Source organism: Mycolicibacterium agri (genome assembly GCF_002553505.1).
Taxonomy (GTDB): Bacteria; Actinomycetota; Actinomycetes; order Mycobacteriales; family Mycobacteriaceae; genus Mycobacterium; species Mycobacterium agri.
This window is the reverse complement of record NZ_PDCP01000009.1, coordinates 26596-49541: the sequence shown is the minus strand read 5'-3', so window position 1 is coordinate 49541 and position 22946 is coordinate 26596. Positions and strand designations below refer to the sequence as shown.

Sequence of the window (22946 nt, the reverse complement as noted above, 5' to 3'; positions counted from 1 at the left end):
GTCGAGGGGCAGCGCGCGGGGAACGGGAGGCTCAGGTGTCGGCGACGGGCGGGCAGCTACGCCTGGGCTTGGTCATCGCCGTTTTGCTGCTGCTTCTGGTCAACGTGTCCGGACTGTGGAGCGACACCACGGCCCAACGGGTGTATGCGGTTCTGCAGGCCTGCACCGGCATCGCGGTGTTGATTGTCGGCCTAGCCGTGGCTTCTCGGCTGACCGGGGTGGCGCGCACATGGCGGCTTCTGGTCGTCGCCACGATCCTCTGCCAAACCGTCGGTGAGGCGATTTGGTGGTTCACCCGCGGCGGCACCGGCGGCACGGCGGCGGCCCCGGCCATCGCCGCGTATTTCCTGGCCGCGCTGCTGGCGTTGGTGGTGCTCGCACTGCTGGCGCGTATCGGCATCGGCGGCGGGCATCCGCACGGTCTTGATCGCGCTGCACGCGCAGTGGCGGCCATCGACGGCGTGGTGGCGGCCATCTCGTTCGCCATCCTGGCGATGCTCGCCGGCGTCGGCGCGTTGACCGGGGTGGCCCTGCCACGGTCGGGCAGCACGACGGTGGTTGCCGCTTACTCCGTCCTCGAGTTGATGGTCGTGGTGGCGGCGGTCTTGATCGCGATGCTCTACCGTCCAGACCGGCCCTACCGGACGAACTTCATGCTGTTGGCCGGCGGCGCGGTGGCGATCGTCACGTCTGACAGGTTGATGGCCTATCTGCACACCGTCGGCGTGGAACGCGGCGATCTGTGGAGCTTCGGGCTCGTCCTCGGTCCTCTGCTCATCGCCTACGCGATGCTGCCGACGAAGCCGCGGCCGGCGCAGGACCCCGACAGGGATGCCATGTACTGGGCCCAGCTGCTGCTGCCCTACAGCGGATTCTTCGGCACCGCACTGCTATTCGCGTTCCATGTGCTCATCGGCCAGCAGCTGAACCCGTTTGTGGTCTGCGGTGCGGTGACCATGGTCTCGCTCGTCGCTGTGCGGCAGGTGATCGTGATGCGCGCCCAGTCGCAGCTGACACAGCGGCTTTACGACGCCCAGCAACGGCTGGCGCACCAGGTGCACCACGACCCGTTGACAGGACTGCCGAACCGGTTGTTGCTCTCCGAGCGGCTTGACGCGGCGATCGGCCGCGGACCGTTCGTGCTGATCTTCGTCGACCTCGACGACTTCAAAGAAGTCAACGACCGCTTCGGGCACGCCGGGGGAGACGAGCTGTTGTGCTTGGTCGGCAACCGGCTGCGGCGGTGCATCGGGGAGTCCGACACGTTGGCCCGCATCGGCGGCGACGAGTTCGCCATCTTGATCGACGGCTCGCACGACCCGCCCGACGTGATCGCTGACCGCATCCGCGTGGCTCTGCGGGATCCCTTTGCGATACACGGTTCTTCGATCCGAGTTCGCGCCAGCATGGGGTTGGTTCGGCCCAATCCCGACGACCCGCTGCCGACGTCCGACGATCTGCTGCGGCAGGCCGACGTCTCGATGTATGCCGGCAAGCGCGTCGGCAAGGACACCGCAGTGATCTATCGACCGTCGCTGGGTGTGTCGACCGATTTCCCCACCGCGTTGCGAACTGCCAAGGGTGGCATACCCGATGGGTTCCGGCTCGCCTATCAGCCGGTGGTGCGGCTACCCGACGCGGTTCCGGTGGCGCTGGAGGCTCTGGCCCGTTGGACCGCTCCCAACGGCACCGAGATTCAGCCCGACGCGTTCGTCGCGGCCGCGGAGGCCGCCGGGCTGGGCGCGATGCTCGACGCCATGGTGTTGAACCTCGCGTGCCGCGAAATGTGCTCGGCCGGAATCAATTTGGTGTTGCACGTCAACATCGGCGGGGCCAGGCTCGGCAGTATCGCGTTCGAGCAGCAGGTGCGTCGGACGCTGGCGCGCTGCGGCATGACGCCCAACCAGCTCGTCCTGGAGATCACCGAAACGGTGCCGCTGCTCGATCTCGCCGACGCCGCATCGCAGATCGCGCGGCTCAACGCGATCGGAGTCAAGGTCGCGCTCGACGACTTCGGGGCGGGCTACAGCTCGCTGACCTATCTGCATTCGCTGCCCGTGCAGATGATCAAACTCGACCGCGGGCTTGCGGTCGGCCCGGAGCCCGACCGGATCGAAACGCTGTACCGGTCGGTCGTCCGGCTCAGCGACGAACTCGGCGTCGACGTCATCGCCGAAGGCATCGAATCGGCGGCACAGGCGAGCACGGTGTACGCGGCCGGATGTCGGTTGGCCCAAGGTCATTTGTTCGGTCAGGCTGCCCCGATCGACGCCTTGGCGTCGCTGCGGGAGGTACTGTCGGCCCGGTGAACAGTCCGTCGCGCCCGGTGACTCGACTCGACAAGTCCGACGTCTTGCCCGCGCTGTTCGCCAGCTGGGAGGCCATCGACCAGGTCGTTGCCGACCTGCCCGAGGAGCAGTGGCACCGCGCCACAGCACTGCCGGGTTGGGACGTGCACGACGTCGTCGCCCACGTCGTCGGCACCGAATCGATGCTCCAGGGCGCTGGCATGCCGGACGTCGACATCGACGTGTCGACACTCAAGCACGTCCGCAACGACATCGGGATGCTCAACGAGCGCTGGGTGCGCAAGCTGCGCGGTCTGAGCTGTGCCGAGCTGCTGGAGAAGTTCCGAGCGACGACGGACGCGCGGCGCGAGGCGTTGTCGGCCATGCCGGACGCGGCGTGGCACGAGGTCACCGTCACGCCCGCCGGGCCCGACAGCTACGGCCGGTTCATGCGGGTGCGGACGTTCGACTGCTGGATGCACGAGCAGGACATCCGCGACGCGCTGCAGCGGCCCTGCGACGACACCGGCTTGGAAGGCGCGCACGCCCGGCTCGCAGTCGACGAGATGGTCGCGAGCATGGGGTTCGTCGTCGGCAAGCTGGGCAAGGCGCCGCAGGGGTCACGCGTGCGCATCGAGCTGACCGGGCCGCTGCGACGCACGATCAACGTGGCCGTCGGCGAACGGGCCAAGGTGGTCGAGGACTTCGGCGGCGCCGAGCCGACGACGACGATCACGCTCGACGGTCTGCTGTTCACCCGGCTGGCCGGAGGCCGCACCAGCGTCGACCACGACGTGATCAGCTACGACGGTGACGAGGCCGTCGGGCGGCGCATTGTCGAGCAATTCAACTACGTCATCTGATCCTGGCGTTGATCAAGCTTGACGCGCCGCTCGAGTTCGCGCCGGCTGCACGCCGCGTGGCGGATGGCGTTCTCGCTGTCGAAGCTGGAGCCCAGCGCACCGGCGATGATGCCCATCGACGACGCGAGCCAGACGATGTGCGCGTACTCGCTGACGCCCGCCGGATAGCCGAGCTCGGACTGCAGGTATCGGCCGTCGATGACGGCAAGCGCCGCGACGGTGATCACCGCACAGAGGGCCACGTACATGACGGCCACACCGAGCGTGAGCGTGAGCACGGTGGATGCGTTGAACAAGACGGCCTCGGACGCTCCATGGTCGCCGCGCGACCGGTCCCACAGCTGGTTGTAGCAGATGAACCAGGTCACCATGCCGCCGAAAGCCAGCACGGAGATCAGCGCGAGCCGTTCCGGTGGAAGAGAGATCGCCATCTTCCAGATGAACGTGTAGAAGATCGACAGCGTCCCGGCGGCAATCGCGGTCGCGGTCGCGCCCTGTAGCGACGGGACGAGTCGCCATGGCCGGTTGGCCTGCACCATCCCGAACAGCATCTGCAGCCGCCCGCCGGCGCCAGGCAGCGCCAGGTAGTGATCATGGTGCTGCGGATCGGGGCTGCTGTGGTGGATGGGCGTGCGGTACACCCCGATGCGCCGCGGCAGGGTTGCGTCATTGCCTGTGAGGAGGGTGACCAGCGGCACGACGACTTCGCACAGCCGCTGCCGCACCCGCAACGCCCCGAGGGCGGGCAGTGACACCAGGGCCACCCGGTGGTCGGTGCGGCAGTGGGCGATCAGCGGGGTGCCGTGCCGCCACAGGGGCAGGTCGGTGATCACGACGACGATGTCGGAGTCGTGGTGGTCGCGGTATCTGCGGGCCAGGTCATCCAGCGGGATGGTGCCCGCCGAATCCAGCGGGACGCGGTCGTTGACCATCCGGATCTCCCATTCGGGCGCCTCTAGCGCTTTCACCAGCCGATTTGCGAACCTAGCGGGGACCCCTTCGTCGATGACGATTCCGAGAGTGATCATCTGCGGCGGCATACCCGCTTGCCCGGCCGTCAATACAGAATCGGCCCTTCGAGGCGGGATTATCGGCCTGGAAACCCCTGTTGTAACAGGCGTACCATTGATGGTCCTGCCGAAGGTCGGCAGGGATGCGAGGGGCTGAACGGTTTCGACTTCGCGCATCGAATCAAGGGAAGCGTGCCGGTGCAGGCAAGAGACCACCGTAAGCGTCGTTGCAACCAATTAAGCGCCGATACCAATCAGCGCGACTACGCTCTCGCTGCATAAGCGACAGCTAGTCTGTCAGCCCGGGATCGCCCTCGACCCGGTGTCTGGCATCAGCTAGAGGGCTAAACCATCAGGTCCGGTCGCGGGACCTGGTGGGAAACCAAACAGCGACTGGGATCGTCATCCCGGCGGGTCCGTGAGACCGGGAGATCCGAGTAGAGGCACAACGGACTGCGCACGGAGAAGCCTTGAGGGAATGCCGTAGGACCCGGGTTCGATTCCCGGCAGCTCCACTGTTTTAGCTGCTTACCAGCAGAAGTCGCACGAATCCTGTTTGGGCGGAGGCCCGCCGGGTCCGTCCCACACATCGCTTGGCAACCGGCCTTGGTATGGGACGTTGCCGGTCCCGTTGACCCAGTACCACGTGTGGCAGACGGTCATGTCCCATTCGTATCCGAGTCCGGGTCCCGATGACAGGTCGTAGCGGGAGTACATCATCGGATTGCCCGGACACCACGTGTGCGGTGGCAGCGGTGGCCCCGCTTGGGCGGGACCGGCCAGGCCTAGGCCGCCAGACACCAACACGGCCGTGGTGAACCCGACGATTCCTCGTCTTGAGGTGTGGGCGCTCATGCTGATTCCTCTCCTCTCGCCTGGGCGATACAGGAGTTTCTCAGCGATTGCGCAGCAATGTCACAGAATTGGCAAATTCGCCAGAGCCTTTCCACGTGCGTTTTTGTCGTCTGCGGCAATTACATGGCAAGCGCGGTGACCACGAGGCGTGCCTGATTTGCGGTCCGCTGGGTACTCCGAGGCATGACCGTCATCGGATTCCACTGCTCGCATGAGCAAATCTCGCCAGCCCAGCTGCTGCGCGATGTTCAGCACGCCGAACAAGCCGGCTTCACCGCCGCCATGTCGTCCGATCACCTCAGCCCGTGGAGCGCACGCCAGGGCGAGTCCGGGTTCGCCTGGGCGTTCCTCGGGGCCGCGCTGGCGACGACCGGGCTGCCGTTCGGGGTGGTCAACGCGCCGGGTCAGCGCTATCACCCCGCGATCATCGCCCAGGCGATCGCTACCCTCGCGCAGATGTTTCCCGGCCGCTTCTGGGCGGCCCTCGGTTCCGGCGAGGCGTCCAACGAACGGGTGACCGGAGAGGTGTGGCCGCGGAAAGAAGTGCGCGACCAACGCCTCATCGAATGCGTCCACGTTATCCGGCGGCTGCTGCAGGGCGAGGAGGTCACCCACGAGGGCCTCGTCCACGTCAACCGGGCGCGGTTGTGGACGCTGCCCGAGACGGTTCCAGACCTCGTCGGACCCGCGGTCACACCGGAAACCGCGGCCCGCCACGCCGCCTGGGCGGACGGGCTCATCACGGTCAACCAGCCCGATGACACGTTGCGCAAGGTCATGGCCGCCTATCGCGAAGCCGGCGGGCGAGGTCCCGTCCGGTTGCAGATTCACCTCAGCTGGGCACCGAGCGACGAGCAGGCCCTGACCATCGCCCATGACCAGTGGCGCAACAACGTCTTCGCCCCGCCGGTCTCGTGGGACACCGAAACCGTCGAGGCGTTCGACGTCATCGGCGACGCCGTCAGCCCCGAGAAAGTGAAGGAGTCCGTCCTGGTCTCCAGCGACCTCGGGCAGCACGCCGAGTGGCTACAGCACCACATCGAACAAGGTTGGGACGAACTGTATTTGCACTTCGTCGGGCAGCGCCAAGCCGAATTCATCGACGCTTTCGGAGAGCACGTGCTGCCCCAACTGTCGCCGACCACTCCGCAACCTGCCGCGGCACTCTCATGAGGAAGATCGAGACCGGCGACCTCTGGTGGAAGAACGCCGTTTTCTACTGCGCCGACATCGAAACGTTCTACGACTGGAACGGCGACGGTTGCGGCGACATGCGCGGCATGACCGAGCGCATCCAGTACCTCTCCGACCTCGGCGTCACTTGCCTGTGGCTGATGCCGTTCTATCCGACCGCGCGGAAGGACGACGGTTACGACATCGTCGACTTCTTCGGTGTCGATTCCCGTCTCGGAAACCTCGGCGACTTCGTCGAACTCGTGCGCACCGCCCGGTCGAACGGCATCCGTGTGATCGTCGACTTCGTCATGAACCACACGTCGGATGCCCACCCCTGGTTCAAATCCGCGCGGCGCAGCAAGGACGACTCCTATCGCGACTACTACGTCTGGAGCGCGACCAAGCCCAAGTCCAGTGTGAAGGATGTGGTATTCCCCGATCAGGAGGACAGCCTGTGGGAGCGCGAACCCAAAACCAACGAGTGGTACCTGCACCACTTCTACAAGCACCAGCCCGACCTCAACATCGCCAATCCTGCTGTGCAGGAAGAGATTGCACGCACCCTCGGCTTCTGGCTCGAGCTGGGGGTCTCCGGCTTCCGTGTCGACGCCGTCCCGTTTCTTTTCGCCAGGGACGGAGCGCCGGGCGATCCCGGCGTGTTCGATCCCTACCAGTACCTCGGCGACGTCCGTAACTTCGTCACCCGTCGCGTCGGGGACGCCGTGCTGCTCGGCGAGGTCAATGTGGGCTACAAGGGCCAGAAGGCATTCTTCGGCGGCCCCGACGGTGACGGCCTTAACATGCAGTTCGACTTCATCGGAATGCAGAACATGTATCTCTCGCTTGCCCGTGGCGACGCCAGGCCGCTGGCAAAAGCGTTGCGGCAGCGGCCGCCTCTCGACACGACGAGCCAGTGGGCTAACTTCGTGCGCAACCACGACGAACTGACGCTGGACAAGCTCACCGACGACGAACGCCAAGACATCTTCGACGCGTTCGGACCCGAGCCCGATATGCAGCTCTACGGCCGGGGCTTGCGGCGACGGCTGCCGTCGATGCTCGGCGGGGACGAGCGGCGGATGCGGATGGTCTATTCGCTGGCCTTCTCGCTGCCGGGAACACCGGTGCTGCTCTACGGCGAGGAGATCGGTTTGGCCGAAAACCTCGACGTGCCAGGACGATTCGCAGTGCGCACGCCGATACAGTGGACGAATGAAGCCAACGGCGGCTTCTCCACTGCGGCGAAACGCCGTCTGCCGCGCCCGCTTCCGGACGGACTCTACGGCCCCGACCGCGTCAACGTCGCCGACCAGCGGCACAACCATGACTCGTTCTGGTGGTTCATACGCGATCTGATTTACACCTACCGGCAACAGCCGGAGATCGGCTGGTCGACGCCCGAGGTGCTCAAGCAGCCGAACAACGCGGTGCTGGCTCACGTATGTCGCGAGAAATCCGGTTGGGCGATGGTGGCGATGCACAACTTCGGGGCCGACAGCTGCGTGGTGCCGATCCACCTCGAAGATGCATCGCGCTGCACGCTGATCGATCTCTTCGACGGCCTCACAGAACACGCACTCGATGCGAACGGCACCGTCGAACTGGACTTGCCGCCGTTCGGCTATCGCTGGTTACGCCTGCAGCGGCCCAGCGACCACCCGATCATCTGAATAGCGGGCGAGCCAGTGATATTGAGGTGTTACCTCGTGCCGCCCTCCGCGCGGGCCAGCTCCTGGCGAAGCAGCTCGGTCAGCGACCGCGAGAATCCGTCTGGCTGCGGGAACGTCAGAGGCCGTCGCAGATCGCACGGCTCCCTGTCCTGGTCCTTGAGGTCGTAGACCTCTCCCTCGGGGGTGACGACCACGTTCGGGCAGACCTCCCAGCCGATGATCTTGTGCCTGTGCGACCGGCGGTAACGACCGAGTTCCGGCAGCCCCTTCAACACCAGAAACGGATGAGGCCGAGGCTTGACGCCCAGCCGGCGCATGCCGTCGAGGAACTCGCCGAGCACGCGCGCCTGCTCGGCGGCCTGTGCGCGCTGGCGCTGAAGCGCTTGAACCTCTTCGCGGCGTTGGGCCGCGGCTTCGCGCAGCGCGTCCTCCCATACACCCATCGTTGTTATCCGGCTGCTTGCAACGTGATCTCTGAGATCTCGGTCCGACTCTGCCCGTTGGTGGTGCCCAGCTTGGAAATCCAGACCAGCACATTCGACGTCTTGGTGTCGTTGTGGACTTCGATCCGATTGTTGCCCGGTTGCAGTGGCGTCGTTCCGACGAGTTCGGTGGTGTCGGCCAACGAGGTTGGATTCTCCGTGGGCGACGAGCGGATCTGCACCTCGGTACCGGTGCTCGACACGTCGAGGGTGACGGCGCTCAGCGCGGTCGGCTCGGGTAGATGCAGTATGAGTCCCTCGCCCTCGATGAAGGTCGGGAATGGCACGGGATCGGTGTAAGTCGCGGTGGGCCAGAAGGTATCGGGATTGCCGTCGATCGCCAAGTCGGCCTTGCCGGGGTTGTCCGGCGAACCGCCGGGAGCGAACACCGTCGCGGAGGTCGGCTTGATGACCGGCCCTGGACGACTCGAGTCGCCGCTCCCGTTGCTGACCCAGACGATGGCGGCCGCTGCCACCACGATGACGCCGACGAGCGCGGCCAGCGCAGCCATCCAGCGACGTCTGCGTCGGGGAGGTTTCACCGGCGCCGTGTCGACCTGCGGCGGAAAGTCCCGCTTTGGTTGTGTGCCAGCCGAATACGTGGCGATGGTGTCGGCATCGAGCATGGTGCCATCCCAGACACCGCTGACGTCGACCTCCTCACCGTCGTTGAGTTGGACCGCGGTGAGCTGAGTCTGAATCTCCACCGGGATCAAGGAAGGCAGGTTGTCGACCGGCTGATACGGCATCAGTCTGAACGACAGCGTGCCGTGCTCGCCCGCAGGATCGGCGGGACGTTGCGTGACGCCGTGCGCTATCCCGTGGATCTGCATGCGCTCGAGGCGCTGTGTCGACGGGTTGCGTTTCGGCGCTGCGAGAGCGTGCGCGAAGTCGAGGCACGTGGGGTAGCGCTGGTCGGGCTCTTTGGCGAGGGCCCGCGCGAACACCCTGTCGAGGTGCGCGAGATCCGGCCTGCGTTCCGATATCCGCGGCGGCGGCGAATGCAGATGATGGCTGATGACGACGGCGCGGTTGGAGTCGTGAAACGGCGGCGTCCCGGTCAACAGGTGAAAAGCCGTGGCAGCCAAAGCGTATTGGTCTGCCCTGCCGTCGAGGGGCTTGTTCAACAGTTGCTCGGGGGCCATGTAGTTGACCGTTCCCACTGCGACGTTGTCGGCGGTGAGGTTGCTGACGTCGTCGATCCGGCGGGCAATGCCGAAGTCGGTCAACAGCACCCGCCGCCGACGGCCGTCCGATGCGGTCACGAGGATGTTCTCGGGCTTGACATCGCGGTGCAGCAGGTTGCGTTCGTGGCCGTAGTCGAGCGCGTCGGCGACAGCGGTCACGATCTCCACGGCGTCACGTTCCGGCATGCCGTTCGGGTAGTTCTCGCGCAGCAGCCGGCCGGCGTCTGTGCCGTCGACGTAGTCCATCGAGATCCAGAGGCGGCCGTCGTACTCGCCGCGGTCGAGGACCCCGACGATGTGCGGATGGCGCAGCGTCGCGGCCAGTTCAGCCTCGCGGATGAACCTCGCCTGGAACTCCGGGTCGGTGGTGGAGTTCCTGGTCAGGATCTTGAGCGCGTCGTGTCGGGGGAGGCGGGGGTGCTGGGCGAGGTAGACCTCGCCCATTCCACCCGTGCCGAGCAGTCTCTCGATCACATACCCGGCGAAAACCTCCCCGCGGTCGAACGGCATGCCCGAGAGCCTACTGATCCGGCTCCGGCCGCATCGTTAGCCAGCGGATTCGCCGCTGTCGTCCCGGTTAACTCAGGTCGGCCGACAACGCTTTGCCGGCGTTCGTCAGCAGCGGCACGGCACGCTCGATGAGCTCGTCGGTCACCCGGCCCGCGGGTCCGGAGATCGACAACGCGAGCCGCGATGGCGTGTCGGGGATGGCGACCGCGACGCAGCGCACGCCCGTCTCCTGCTCACCCTCGTCGACCGCGTATCCGTGTTCGGCCGAAAAGGCCAGCTGGCGGATGAACTCGTCGGGATCGGTGATGGTGGTGTCCGTGTGTCGCGGCATGCCGGAACGGTTGAGGATGTCGCGCACCTCGTCGATCGGCATGGTGGCCATGATCGCCTTGCCGACCGCGGTGCAGTGCGGCTCCACTCGACGGCCGACCTCGGTGAACATCCGCATGGAGTGCCGTGACTGTGCCTGCGCGACGTAGACGATCTCGTCGCCGTCGAGCATCGCCAGATTCGCCGACTCGCCGAGTTCGTCGACCAGCCTCGCCAAATGCGGGCGCGCCCACACGCTGAGCATCCGCGACGACGCATCGCCGAGCCGGATCAGGCGCGGGCCGAGGACGTACTGGCGCGATGACTCCTGCCGGATGTAGCCCAGGTCGACGAGCGTGCGCAGCAGTCGGTGGATCGTCGGAAGCGGCAGCCCGGACTGGTTGGCCAGTTGCGACAGCCCCAGGGTGCCGCCCGCATCGGCCATCAGCTCCAGCAGCGAGAACGCGCGCTCGATCGACTGCACCGACCCGCTGCGGGTCTTCGCTTCCGGCGCCGCATCGGCCATAGCGTCGTCCTCCCGAGGGGGTTCCGGTTTCCGCTATCGGAGATATTATCTCCACGATACGAAAACATCGAGCCCAGCGAGGTGATGTTCGATGACCGACAACCGCGACGCACTCGCCGACGAGCTCGATGTCCGGCTCGCCGATGCCGACGCGGCCCTCGCATCCTCGTATCGCGGCGACCGTGGACGACGGCAGCCTGTCCACACGGTATACGTCCCAGCGGACCGCTATGACGCTGCGACAGTAAGCGATTGGGCCGGGCAGGCGAAAGCCACACTCGCCGCAAACGGCGAATCGGCCACCGAGTTCGCGACCGCGCTCGGCCTCGACGCGGACCTCGCCGACGACATCTATGACCGCATCTCTCGCAAGCTGGATTCGGAGCCGATCGAGGATCTGCGCATTGACTTCGAGGACGGCTACGGTCTGCGGCCCGACGAGGACGAGGATGCCGCGACAACCGCGGCCGCGTCGAATCTCGCCAAGTCGATAGCGTCTGGAAGCGCCGCACCGTTTCACGGCATCCGCATCAAGAGTTTCGAGGCGCCCTCGCGGCGTCGCGGCGTGCGCACGCTTGCGGCCTTCGTCCGCACGCTGGTGGAGGCGGGCGGACTGACCGACGGCTTCGTCATCACGCTGCCGAAAGTGACGTCCGTCGAGCAGGTCGTCGCATTCGGCTACGCGTTGGGCAAGGTCGAGGAGTCGTGCTCGCTGCAACCCGGCACGCTGCATTTCGAGATTCAGGTCGAAACCCCCCAGGCGATTCTCGGCGCCGACGGCTCCGCGCTGATCGCGCGCATGGTCCACGCCGGAGGGGAGCGGGTGACCGGTTTGCACTACGGCACCTACGACTATTCGGCGTCGCTCGGCGTCGCGGCCGGATATCAGAGCCTCGAACATCCCGTCGCCGACCACGCGAAGGCCGTCATGCAGGTGGCCGCCGCAGGCACCGGGGTGTTCGTGTCCGACGGGTCGACCAACGTGCTCCCGACCGGAGACCGTGAAACGGTGCGCGCCGCGTGGCGGTTGCACGCCCGACTGGTTCGACGCTCCCTGGAACGCGGGATCTATCAAGGCTGGGACATGCACCCCGGCCATCTGCCCAGCCGCTACGCCGCGACGTATGCGTTCTACCGCGAAGGGCTGGACGGGGCGGCCGACCGGCTTCGCGCCTACGTCCACGGCGGACAATCCGGGTTCCTGGACGAGCCGGCCACGGCCGCGGCGATGGCCGGATTCCTGCTGCGCGGGCTCGAATGCGGCGCATTCGACGCCGCGGAGATCGACGAGCGGGTAGGCGTGAACTCGCAGAGGCTTGCGGTGCTGGCCAGGCGCCGTCCACGCGCCTGACCACCGGTCACTCGAATTGGCTTTGCCCTATTGACAGAGCCTGTGACTGCGCCCACACTATCGGTAATCGGAAACAAAACTCCGCGATACGGAAACAGCGAGATGGCCGACCGGCCCCGGGAGCGCAAGGTGAAGATCCTCGTCGTCAACGTCAACACCACCGAATCCATGACCGACGCGATCGCCGCCTCGGCGCGCGCGGTGGCCTCGCCCGGTACCGAAATCGTCGGTCTGACACCGACTTTCGGCGCCGAATCGGTAGAGGGGAACTTCGAGAGCTATTTTGCTGCGGTGGGTGTGATGGACGCCGTCACCCGCTACGAGGGTTCCTACGACGCCGTGGTGCAGGCCGGTTTCGGCGAGCACGGCCGCGAGGGCCTGCAGGAGTTGTGCGAGGTCCCCGTCGTCGACATCACCGAAGCCGCCGGACATGTGGCATCGCTGCTCGGCCACAAATACTCCGTCGTCACCACGCTCGACCGCACGGTCCCGCTGATCGAGGACCGGCTCAAGCTCGCAGGACTCGACGCCAGGTGCGCCTCGGTGCGCTCCAGCGGCATGTCCGTGCTCGAGCTCGAAGAACGACCGAAGGATGCCGTCAAGGCCATCGTCGCCGAAGCCGAACTCGCCGTCACCCACGACGGCGCCGAGGTCATCTGCCTCGGCTGCGGCGGGATGGCCGGCCTCGACGAGGCGGTCGCCGCCGCCACCGGTGTGCCCGTCGTCGACGGCGTCACCGCTGCGGTCAAACTCGCGGAAGCCCTGGTCGGGCTCGGCCTGACCACAAGCAAGACAAGGACTTTCGCCGCACCACGCCAGAAACGAGTCAGTGGCTGGCCCCTGTCGCCCGGTACCGGCCCGGTGAAGTAAACCCCCTCAACCACATTCGAAGGAACGCCATGCCCACCCAACAGTTCGACCCCGTCGCCCTGGCAGCACAGGATCCCGCAGGACGCCTCTACAACAAAGACCTCAAACCCGCCGAGCCCGGCGAACGCAAATGGTCGACCTACAGCCTGTTCTCGCTGTGGATGAACGACGCGCACAACGCGGGCAACTACACCTTCGCGGCAGGGCTGTTCCTTTTGGGCCTGAGCCCGATCCAGGTGACGCTCGGCATCCTCGGCGCTGCACTGATCATCTTCGCCGGCTGCTGCATGTCGGGCTTCATGGGCCACGACACCGGAGCACCCTATCCCGTTGTGTCGCGGATGTCGTGGGGCATCTGGGGCGCCAACTTCCCCGCGCTCGTGCGTGGTGCGGTGGCGATCGCGTGGTACGGGATCCAGACCTTCCTGGCCTCCATCGCGCTGAAAGTGCTTCTGCTGCACTTCTTCCCCGGCATGCAGGGACTGTCGGAGGTCAGGATCCTCGGCCTCGATGTCGTCGGGTGGATCGCGTTCCTGGCGCTGTGGGCAATCCAGATGGTGATCGTCGCAAAGGGAATGGAGGCGGTCCGCCACTTCCAGGGCTGGGCAGGTCCCTCGATCTGGGTGGTGATGATCGCGCTGGCGGTGTGGATGCTGTCGCAGGCCGACTGGAACATCTCGTGGACCCAAGGCGGCGGCGACGCGAATCTGTCGTCCGGCGAACAGCTTTACCAGACCATCGCAGCCGTGGGTCTGACCGTAGGTGTGCTCGCGACACTGATGCTCAACTTCTCCGACTTCGCCCGGTTCGCCCCGTCACGGACCGACGTCGTCAAGGGCAATGCGTGGGGTCTGCCGTTCAACTGGACTGCGTTCGCGCTGACGTCGGTGATCGTGTCGGCGGCGTCGGTGTCGGTGTACGGCGAGGCCGTGCTCGATCCGGCCGAACTACTCGAGAGGGTCGACAACGACTTCATCATGCTCGTGGGCAGTGCTGTTTTCGTCATCGCCACAATCGGCGTGAACATCGTCGCGAACTTCGTGTCGGCGGCCTACGACCTGTCCAACGTCAACCCGAGGCGAATCAGCTTCCGCAAGGGCGGCATCATCACGTCGATTCTCGCGCTGGTTTCGATGCCCTGGAATTTGTACAACAGCCCCGAGGTCATCGCGTACTTCCTCGGTGGTCTTGGCGCGCTGCTCGGCCCGTTCTTCGGAATCCTTGCGCTGGACTACTTCTGGTACCGCAAGGGCCGCTTCAGCCTGACCGATCTGTACCTGCCGACGCCGGAGTCGCAGTACTACTACCACAAAGGCCTCAACCCCAACGCGGTCAAGGCGTTCGTCCCGTCGGCGGTGATCGCGCTGGTGTTGGCGTTGGTGCCCACGTTCGGCAAGGTCGCGCCGTTCGGATGGTTCATCGGGGCGGCACTCGGCGCCATCGCGTACTACATCGTCACCCGAGGTCGTCCCCTGGCCGAAGCGCCCGGTGGCACCTCCGAGAAACTGCAGGAAGCCTGATAATCCATGAGTCACCCACTTCCGTACGAAGTCAACTGCTCCATCCTGTTCACCGAACTGCCACTGCTGCAGCGACCCGAAGCCGCGAAGCAAGCCGGCTTCGACGGCGTCGAGTTCTGGTGGCCGTTCGATACCGCGGTGCCCGCCGACAAGGAGGTCGACGCGTTCGTCGCCGCGATCGAGAACGCAGGAACCCAACTGGTCGGGTTGAACTTTTTCGCCGGAGACATGGCGGGCGGTGACCGCGGCCTCGTGTCGTGGCCCGCCCGCTCCGCGGAGTTCCGCGACAACATCGACGTCACGATCGGTATCGGAGAACGTCTGGGCTGCAAAGCCTTCAACGCGCTCTACGGCAACCGCGTCGACGACGCCACGCCGCAGCAGCAGGACGAACTCGGCACCGAGAACCTGGTATTGGCCGCCAAGGCGGCCGCCAGGATCGGCGGCACGGTGCTCATCGAACCCGTCAGCGGTGCGCCGAAATACCCGCTGCTGACCGCGGCTGACGCGCTGGCGGTCATCGACCGCGCGGGTGAGCCGAACATCGCCCTGCTCGCCGACCTGTATCACCTCGCCGTCAACGGTGACGACGTCGACAAGGTGATAGCCGACCATGCCGACCGCATCGCGCACGTGCAGATCGCCGACGCGCCGGGACGCCACGAGCCGGGGACCGGAGAACTTCCGCTGCTCGCCCAGCTCACCGCGCTCCGCGATGCGGGATACGACGGGTGGGTCGGCCTCGAGTACAAACCATCCGGCGCCTCCGCCGACAGCTTCGGCTGGATCAAGAGCTAAGGAGTCTGCATGACGAACATCGCCTTCATCGGCCTCGGAATCATGGGCAGCCCCATGGCGATTCACCTCGCCAAGGCGGGTCATGAGGTCGTCGGCTTCAACCGCACGCCCGAGAAGACGCGCCCACTCGTCGAAGCGGGAGGCCGCGCGGCGGAGTCGATCGCCGACGCCGTCGCAGACGCCGAAGTGGTGTGTGTGATGGTGCCTGACTCGCCCGATGTCACCGACGTGCTTGCAGGCGAGGGCGGCGTATTCGACAGCGCGAAATCCGGCACGCTGATCATCGACTTCTCCAGCATCCGCCCCGATGTCACGACCCAGCTCGCCGAGCAGGCCGCCGCACGAGGCATGAGGTTGCTCGATGCGCCCGTCTCCGGCGGCGAGGCAGGTGCGAAAAACGCCGCACTGTCCATCATGGTCGGCGGCGAGGCCGAGGATTTCGCGGCCGCGAAACCCTTTTTCGACATCGTCGGCAAGACGGTCGTTCACGTCGGCCCGAGCGGGTCCGGGCAGACCGTCAAGGCGGCCAACCAGCTCATCGTCGCCGCGAACATCGAAGCGCTGGCCGAAGCGGTCGTCTTTCTCGAGGCGTACGGCGTCGACACCACGGCCGCCCTCGAGGTGCTCGGCGGAGGCCTGGCCGGCTCCAAAGTGCTGGACCAGAAAAAGCAGAACATGCTGGACCGCTCGTTCGATCCCGGATTCCGAATCGAGTTGCACCACAAGGACCTCGGCATCGTCACCGCAGCCGCCAGGGAGGCGGGCGTTGTCGCACCGCTCGGGGGTCTCGTCGCCCAGTTGATGGCCAGCGCGCTGGCCAACGGTGACGGCGGCCTCGACCACTCCGCGCTGTTGCGCGGTGTCGAGCGGTTAAGCGGAAGGACTCAACCATGACGAAGATGCGCGCGGTCGACGCCGCGGTCCTGATCCTGGAGAAGGAGGGCGCCACTCAGGCGTTCGGCCTTCCGGGCGCGGCGATCAACCCGTTCTACGACGCGATGCGTCGGCACGGTGGCGTCAAGCATGTGCTCGCGCGGCACGTCGAGGGCGCCTCGCACATGGCCGAGGGCTACACCAGGGCCAAGGCGGGCAACATCGGCGTCTGCATCGGCACATCGGGTCCTGCGGGCACCGACATGATCACCGGGCTGTACTCCGCGTCGGCCGACTCGATTCCGATCCTGTGCATCACCGGCCAGGCGCCGGTGGCCAAGCTGCACAAGGAGGACTTCCAGGCGATCAACATCGCCGACATCGCCGGCCCCGTCACGAAATGGGCTGTGACAGTGATGGAGTCGGCACAGGTGCCCGGCACATTCCAGAAGGCGTTCCAGGTGATGCGCGAGGGCCGCCCCGGTCCCGTGCTCATCGATCTCCCATTGGATGTGCAACTCGGTGAGATCGACTTCGACATCGACAGCTACGAGCCGCTGCCCGTGACGCGGCCCGCCGCCACCCGCAAGCAGGCGGAGAAGGCGCTGACGATGATGGCGGAAGCGCAGCGCCCGCTGATCGTCGCGGGAGGCGGCGTCATCAACGCCGACGCCGCCGACCTGCTCGTGGCGCTGGCCGAGATCACCGGTGTGCCGGTCGTGCCCACGTTGATGGCGTGGGGCGTCATCCCCGACGACCATCCTCTGTGGGCGGGCATGGTCGGTCTGCAGACCTCACACCGGTACGGCAACGCGACCATGCTCGAGTCGGATTTCGTGCTCGGCATCGGCAACCGGTGGGCGAACCGGCACACCGGCGGCATCGACACCTACACCAGGGGCCGCACCTTCGTCCACGTCGATATCGAGCCGACGCAGATCGGCCGCGTCTTCGCACCCGACTACGCGATCGTCTCGGATGCGAAAGCGGCGCTGGAGGTTCTCGTCGAGACGGCCAAGGAGTGGTACGCCGAAGGGCGGTTGCCTGACCGCAGCGCGTGGGCCGAGTCATGTCGGCAGCGTAGGCGAGACATGCTGCGGCGAACCAACTTCGACAACGTGCCGATCAAACCGCAGCGGGTGTATCAGGAGATGAACAGGGCGTTCGGGCGCGACACCCGATACGTCAGCACCATCGGCCTGTCCCAGATCCAGGCCGCACAGCTGCTGCACGTCTTCAAGCCGCGGCACTGGATCAACGCGGGCCAGGCGGGACCGCTGGGTTGGACGGTGCCCGCGGCGCTCGGCGTCGCGACGGCCGATCCGGACGCCTCGGTGGTGGCGTTGTCGGGCGACTACGACTTTCAGTTCCTCATCGAGGAACTCGCCGTGGGGGCGCAGTTCAACATCCCCTACATCCATGTCGTGGTCAACAACTCCTACCTCGGCCTGATCCGGCAGTCGCAGCGCGCGTTCGACATGGACTACTGCGTCCAGCTGTCGTTCGACAACGTCAACAGCCCCGAACTCGGCGGCTACGGCGTCGATCATGTGAAGGTCGCGGAAGGCCTGGGCTGCAAGGCGATCCGCGTCGTCGAGCCGGATCGCCTGCAGCCGGCGCTGGAACACGCGAAATACCTGATGGCCGAGTACCGGGTTCCCGTCGTGGTCGAGGTGATCCTCGAACGGGTCACGAACGTGTCGATGGGCACCGAGATCGACAACGTGGTCGAGTTCGAGGAACTGGCGGTCTCCGGTGAAGACGCGCCGACCGCGGTCGTCGCCATGCTGGACTGACGTGCTGAACTGACGACCATGCCGACCGTTCTCATCGCCCCCGACAAGTTCAAGGGATCCCTGACCGCGGCCCAGGTCGCCGAAGCCGTCGGTGACGGCCTGCGGCGGGCACGACCGGACGTCCACGTCGAGTCGGTGCCCGTGGCCGACGGGGGAGACGGGACGGTCGCGGCCGCACTCGCCGCTGGCTTCGAACATGTGCCGCTGGTGGCGTCGGGCCCGACCGGTGAACCCGTGCGGACCGGGTACGCCCGGCGCGACGACCTCGCGGTGGTGGAAATGGCCGATGTGGCCGGGCTGGTCCGGCTGCCCGGCAACAAGCCCGCGCCGCTGACCGCATCGAGCCGCGGCGTGGGTGAGGTCGTCGCGGCGGCCGTCGCGGCCGGCTGCCGTCGCATCGTGCTCGGCGTCGGCGGTTCGGCAAGCACCGACGGCGGCGCCGGGTTTCTGGCGGGGCTCGGCGCCCGCCTGCTCGACGCCAGCGGGTCACCCGTCGCCGACGGTGGCGCGGCGCTGACGTCGATATCCACCATCGACCTCGGCCCGGCGCGCGATCTGATGGAGGGCGTGGAACTGGTCCTGGCCAGCGACGTGGACAACCCGCTGATCGGGCCGAAGGGCGCAGCAGCCATCTACGGGCCGCAGAAAGGCGCTGGGCCGGAGGAGGTTCGCCAACTCGAGGCGGCGCTCACCCACTTCGCCGAAGTCGTCGCCGCCACCACCGGTGCAGATCACCGCGACGACGCGGGCGCCGGTGCGGCAGGCGGAACCGGATTCGCGGCACTGGTCCTCGGCGCCGAATTCCGCCCGGGTGTCGAACTTGTCCTGGAGTTGGTCGGCTTCGACGCACGCGTCTCGAAAGCCGACCTCGTGGTGACCGGCGAGGGCGCGCTCGACGAGCAGACCCTGCACGGCAAGGCGCCTGCCGGCGTCGCGGCCGCAGCCGGCGCCGCCGGCGTACCCGTGGTCGCGGTGTGCGGGCGTAATCAACTGACCGTCGAGGCGCTGCGCCAAGCAGGCATCACCGACGTCTACGCGCTCACCGACATCGAGCCCGATGTGGCGCGCTGCCTCGCCGAGCCCGCGCCGCTTCTGACGCGAATCGGCGAACTGATAGCGGCCGACCACCTGTCGGGAGAAGCTGGACCGACGCACATCGAGGACGGAGGTTAGGGCCATGAGCGACACCACCATCGACAGGTCGGGTGGTTTCCAACCGAGCGCACGGCTGCACAACGACGACCTCGCGCCCGCCAAGGAACGCAACTGGGGCACCTACAGCCTCTTCGCGATGTGGATGTCGGACGTGCACAGCATCGGCGGCTACACCTTCGCCGCGGGGCTGTTCTTCACCGGGCTCGTCGGCTGGCAGGTGTTCGTCGCCCTGGTGCTCGGCATCACCGTGGTCTTCTTCCTGATGAATCTCACCGGCTTCGCGGGTCAGGCCACCGGGGTGCCGTATCCGGTGATCGCGCGCATCTCTTTCGGCGTCTTCGGTGCCAACCTCGCCGCGCTGATCAGGGCGGTGATCGCCATCGCCTGGTACGGCATCCAGACCTGGCTGGCCTCGCAGGCGGTGGTCGTGCTCCTGGTCGCGGCGTGGCCCGGGGTCGCCGAGCACCGCGGCGCCGATTTCCTCGGCCTCGACATGCTCGGCTGGGCGGCCTTCGTGGTGCTGTGGGCGTTGCAGCTGTTGGTCATCCGGCGCGGCATGGAGACCGTGCGCCGGTTCCAGGACTGGGCGGGCCCGGCCATCTGGGTGGTGATGTTCGTGCTCGCCGTCTGGATCGTGGTCGAGGCGGGGTCGGACTTCTCGCTGAACCTCACCGATGAGCAGAAGTCCGGCAGCGCGGCAGTGCACGCCTTCTTCGTCGCGATCGCCCTCACCATCACCTACTTCTCGACGCTGCTGCTGAACTTCTGCGACTTCTCGCGATTCGCGCCGGACCGGCGCACCGTCGTGCGCGGCAACTTCCTGGGTCTGCCGGTCAACTTCATCGGGTTCGCCGTCGTCACCGTGGCCGTCACCGCGGGCAGCATCGCGGTGTTCGGTGAGGCGATCACCGACCCGGTCGAAATCGTTGCGAGGATCGACAACATCTGGGTGACGGTCATCGGGGCCATCACGTTCGTCATCGCGACGATCGGCATCAACGTCGTCGCCAACTTCGTGTCGGCGTCCTACGACCTGGCCAACGTCGCGCCCAAGTACATCGACTTCCGGCGCGGAGGTCTGATCAGCGCGGTCGTGGCCGTGTTGATCACGCCGTGGCACCTGTACAACAGCCCGGCGGCGATCTTCTACTTCCTCGGCGGCCTCGGCGCGCTGCTCGGGCCGCTGTTCGGCGTCATCTTCACCGACTACTTCCTCCTACGGCGGCAACGTATTTCGATCGAGGAGCTGTATCTCGACGATCCGCGCAGCCGCTACTATTACAAGCGCGGCTGGAACCCCAAGGCGCTCATCGCAGGCACCATCGCGGCGGTGTTCTCGTTGTTCCTCGCGCTCTACAAGCCGTGGGAGGCCTGGGCGCCGTTCTCCTGGTTCGTCGGCGTGATCCTCGCTGCGGTGTTGTACTACGCGATTTCCGCGCGCGACTTCCGGCAGCCCGAACTGGAGCCGACGACGCGAACCGAGGAGGTGCAACCATGAGCGACCTCGATCTGGTCATCCGCGCGCCCCGCCTGGTGAGCACGGCGGGGGAGGTGAGCCGCATCGTCGGCGTCAAAGACGGCACGATCGTTGCGATCGAGCCGATGGAATCGGACCTGACGGCACCGCAGGCGATCGAGTTGAGCGCCGACGAGGCGTTGCTGCCCGGCGTCGTCGACTCACATGTGCACGTCAACGATCCCGGCCGCACCGAGTGGGAAGGCTTCGCCAGCGCGACGCGGGCAGCGGCCGCAGGTGGCGTCACGACGCTGATCGACATGCCGCTCAACAGCATTCCGCCGACGGTCGACGTCACCGCGTTGGAGGTGAAGCGCAAGACGGCGCAGACCCAGGCGCACATCGACGTCGGATTCTGGGGCGGCGCCGTGCCGGGCAACGTGCCCGACCTGCGGCCGCTGTACGACGCCGGCGTCTTCGGTTTCAAATGTTTTCTGCTGCACTCCGGCGTCGACGAGTTCCCACCGCTCGACCCGGATCAACTCGAAGCGGCGATGCGCGAAATCGTGAAGTTCGACGGGCTGATGATCGTGCACGCCGAAGACACCCACGCGATCGAGCATGCGCCGACCGCGCACGGCGAGACGTATGCCAACTTCCTGTCGTCGCGGCCGAGGGGAGCGGAGAACCTCGCGATCGCGCAGGTGATCGAACTGGCCCGATGGACCGGCTGCCGGGTGCACATCCTGCACGTGTCGAGTTCGGATGCGTTGCCGATGATCGCGTCGGCACGTCGGGACGGGATCAGGATCACCGCCGAGACCTGCCCACACTACCTGACCTTCGCCGCCGAGGAGATCCCCGACGGGGCAACGCAATTCAAGTGCTGCCCACCGATACGGGAGGGCAGCAACCGCGAGCTGCTGTGGCACGGGCTGCGCGACGGCATCATCGACATGGTGGTCTCCGATCACTCACCGTCGACACCTGATTTGAAGTGCCTTGACATCGGCGACTTCGGCGTGGCGTGGGGCGGCATTTCGTCGCTGCAGATCGGGCTTTCGGCGGTGTGGACCCAGGCGCGCCAGCGCGGGTTCGGCCTCGTCGACGTCTGCCGCTGGATGTGTCAGGCGCCCGCGAAGCAAACCGGCCTTCGGCGAAAGGGCCGCATCGACATCGGATACGACGCCGACTTCTGCGTGTTCGCACCCGACGACGCGTTCGTCGTCGACGCGCGCCAGCTTCATCACAAGAACCCGATCACCCCGTACGACGGGCGCCCGCTCGCGGGTCGGGTCCGCAGTACGTGGTTGCGGGGCAAGCAGATCGACATCGACGGCGAGCCGCAGGGGCGGCTGCTGACGAGGGGGACGGCATGACTCATCAAACGCCGCGATATTACGCACCGACGGGTGGGCACCCGCCGCAGACCGAATTGACCACCGACCGCGCGGTTTTCACCGAGGCGTACGCCGTGCTGCCGCGCGGCACGATGCGCGACATCGTCACCAGCTATCTGCCGTTCTGGGACAACACCCGGCTGTGGGTGATCGCGCGTCCGCTGTCGGGTTTCGCGGAGACGTTCTCGCAGTACATCGTCGAGGTGTCGCCGGGCGGCGGCAGCGACCGGCCCGAACTGGACCCGGGTGCCGAAGGCGTGCTGTTCGTCGTCGAGGGCGGCTTCACCCTGATCATCGGCTCCGACAAGCACGATCTGACACCGGGCGGATACGCGTTCCTGCCGCCTGGCTGCGACTGGAAGCTTCGCAACGACACGGCGGAGACGGCGCGTTTTCACTGGATTCGCAAGGCCTACGAGCGGGTCGAGGGCATTGACGTCCCAGAGCCGTTCGTCACCAACGAAGTTGCGGTCGACGGCATCGAAATGCCGGGGACGCAGGGTCGTTGGAGCACCCAGCGGTTCGTCGACCCGTCCGACGTGCGACACGACATGCACGTCAACATCGTCAACTTCGAGCCCGGCGCGGCCATCCCGTTCCCGGAGACTCACGTCATGGAACACGGGTTGTACGTCTTGGAGGGCAAGGCCGTCTACCTGCTGAACAAGGACTGGGTGGAGGTGCAGGAGGGCGACTTCATGTGGTTGCGCGCCTTCTGCCCGCAAGCCTGCTACGCCGGCGGCCCCGGTCGCTTCCGGTATCTGCTCTACAAGGACGTCAACCGGCACGCCAAGCTGAGCAGGCAGTTCGTCTGAGCTCGCAGACGCGCGATTTCGTCGGGCCGCATTCGG

The 22946-nt window shown here is 66.4% G+C and carries 19 protein-coding genes and 1 other RNA gene; 15 read left to right on the top strand and 5 right to left on the bottom strand.

Annotated elements, in window-relative coordinates:
* The first annotated feature begins 35 nt into the window (after positions 1-35).
* Positions 36-2309, top strand: coding sequence for a putative bifunctional diguanylate cyclase/phosphodiesterase (locus tag CQY20_RS06945; protein WP_234816136.1), 2274 nt, complete (start codon positions 36-38; stop codon positions 2307-2309).
* Positions 2306-3151 carry a maleylpyruvate isomerase family mycothiol-dependent enzyme gene (locus CQY20_RS06940; protein ID WP_234816135.1) on the top strand — a complete coding sequence of 282 codons (846 nt, stop codon included), beginning with the start codon at positions 2306-2308 and terminating at the stop codon, positions 3149-3151. The genes CQY20_RS06945 and CQY20_RS06940 overlap by 4 nt, the downstream gene beginning before the upstream one ends.
* On the opposite strand, the gene CQY20_RS06935 is transcribed toward CQY20_RS06940, so the two are convergent.
* Positions 3139-4179: a hypothetical protein gene (locus tag CQY20_RS06935; protein WP_133119034.1), complete on the bottom strand. Its 1041-nt coding sequence runs from the start codon at positions 4177-4179 to the stop codon at positions 3139-3141. The genes CQY20_RS06940 and CQY20_RS06935 overlap by 13 nt on opposite strands.
* Positions 4180-4310: 131 nt before the next feature.
* Here CQY20_RS06935 and ssrA point away from each other — a divergent pair.
* Positions 4311-4679, top strand: a transfer-messenger RNA (tmRNA) gene (ssrA, locus tag CQY20_RS06930).
* A 10-nt stretch (positions 4680-4689) separates the two neighbouring features.
* Here ssrA and CQY20_RS34445 read toward each other — a convergent pair.
* A complete protein-coding gene (locus tag CQY20_RS34445) occupies positions 4690-5016 on the bottom strand; it encodes a hypothetical protein (protein WP_133119033.1) in 327 nt (108 codons plus the stop codon).
* Positions 5017-5199: 183 nt separating this feature from the next.
* Here CQY20_RS34445 and CQY20_RS06925 point away from each other — a divergent pair, with 183 nt between their 5' ends.
* Together CQY20_RS06925 and CQY20_RS06920 are read left to right on the top strand one after the other, a co-directional pair.
* Positions 5200-6189 carry a TIGR03885 family FMN-dependent LLM class oxidoreductase gene (locus CQY20_RS06925; RefSeq protein WP_097939338.1) on the top strand — a complete coding sequence of 330 codons (990 nt, stop codon included), beginning with the start codon at positions 5200-5202 and terminating at the stop codon, positions 6187-6189.
* Positions 6186-7862 (top strand): alpha-amylase family protein, encoded by a 1677-nt coding sequence (locus CQY20_RS06920; protein ID WP_097939337.1) that lies wholly within the window; start codon positions 6186-6188, stop codon positions 7860-7862. The genes CQY20_RS06925 and CQY20_RS06920 overlap by 4 nt, the downstream gene beginning before the upstream one ends.
* 29 nt (positions 7863-7891) lie before the next feature.
* Here the strand turns inward: CQY20_RS06920 and CQY20_RS06915 are convergent, their stop codons facing one another.
* From CQY20_RS06915 to CQY20_RS06905, 3 genes are all read right to left on the bottom strand, one after another.
* Positions 7892-8305, bottom strand: a complete 414-nt coding sequence (locus CQY20_RS06915) for a hypothetical protein (protein ID WP_097939335.1) — start codon at positions 8303-8305, stop codon at positions 7892-7894.
* 5 nt (positions 8306-8310) lie between these two features.
* Positions 8311-10041, bottom strand: a complete 1731-nt coding sequence (locus tag CQY20_RS06910) for a serine/threonine-protein kinase (RefSeq protein ID WP_097939333.1) — start codon at positions 10039-10041, stop codon at positions 8311-8313.
* Positions 10042-10108: 67 nt separating this feature from the next.
* Positions 10109-10876, bottom strand: a complete 768-nt coding sequence (locus CQY20_RS06905; protein ID WP_097939331.1) for an IclR family transcriptional regulator — start codon at positions 10874-10876, stop codon at positions 10109-10111.
* Positions 10877-10967: 91 nt separating this feature from the next.
* On the opposite strand from CQY20_RS06905, the gene CQY20_RS06900 reads away from it, so the two are divergent.
* The 10 genes from CQY20_RS06900 to CQY20_RS06855 all read left to right on the top strand — a co-directional run bounded on the left by CQY20_RS06900 (position 10968) and on the right by CQY20_RS06855 (position 22910).
* Complete coding sequence (locus CQY20_RS06900; protein WP_097939329.1) at positions 10968-12227, top strand: DUF6986 family protein; 1260 nt, start codon at positions 10968-10970, stop codon at positions 12225-12227.
* A gap of 129 nt (positions 12228-12356) precedes the next feature.
* Positions 12357-13097, top strand: a complete 741-nt coding sequence (locus tag CQY20_RS06895) for an aspartate/glutamate racemase family protein (RefSeq protein ID WP_097939414.1) — start codon at positions 12357-12359, stop codon at positions 13095-13097.
* Between the two features lie 29 nt (positions 13098-13126).
* Complete coding sequence (locus CQY20_RS06890) at positions 13127-14617, top strand: NCS1 family nucleobase:cation symporter-1 (RefSeq protein WP_097939327.1); 1491 nt, start codon at positions 13127-13129, stop codon at positions 14615-14617.
* A gap of 6 nt (positions 14618-14623) precedes the next feature.
* Positions 14624-15415 (top strand): hydroxypyruvate isomerase family protein, encoded by a 792-nt coding sequence (locus CQY20_RS06885; protein WP_097939325.1) that lies wholly within the window; start codon positions 14624-14626, stop codon positions 15413-15415.
* Positions 15416-15424: 9 nt separating this feature from the next.
* Positions 15425-16309, top strand: a complete 885-nt coding sequence (locus tag CQY20_RS06880; protein ID WP_097939323.1) for a 2-hydroxy-3-oxopropionate reductase — start codon at positions 15425-15427, stop codon at positions 16307-16309.
* Positions 16306-18084, top strand: a complete 1779-nt coding sequence (gcl, locus tag CQY20_RS06875; RefSeq protein ID WP_097939321.1) for a glyoxylate carboligase — start codon at positions 16306-16308, stop codon at positions 18082-18084. Before CQY20_RS06880 ends, gcl begins: the two co-directional genes overlap by 4 nt.
* Before the next feature lie 18 nt (positions 18085-18102).
* Positions 18103-19257 carry a glycerate kinase gene (locus CQY20_RS06870; RefSeq protein ID WP_097939319.1) on the top strand — a complete coding sequence of 385 codons (1155 nt, stop codon included), beginning with the start codon at positions 18103-18105 and terminating at the stop codon, positions 19255-19257.
* Positions 19258-19261: 4 nt separating this feature from the next.
* Positions 19262-20737, top strand: coding sequence for an NCS1 family nucleobase:cation symporter-1 (locus CQY20_RS06865; RefSeq protein WP_097939317.1), 1476 nt, complete (start codon positions 19262-19264; stop codon positions 20735-20737).
* A complete protein-coding gene (allB, locus tag CQY20_RS06860; protein ID WP_097939315.1) occupies positions 20734-22074 on the top strand; it encodes an allantoinase AllB in 1341 nt (446 codons plus the stop codon). Before CQY20_RS06865 ends, allB begins: the two co-directional genes overlap by 4 nt.
* A complete protein-coding gene (locus CQY20_RS06855; protein ID WP_097939313.1) occupies positions 22071-22910 on the top strand; it encodes a bifunctional allantoicase/(S)-ureidoglycine aminohydrolase in 840 nt (279 codons plus the stop codon). The genes allB and CQY20_RS06855 overlap by 4 nt, the downstream gene beginning before the upstream one ends.
* The last annotated feature ends 36 nt before the right edge of the window (positions 22911-22946 follow it).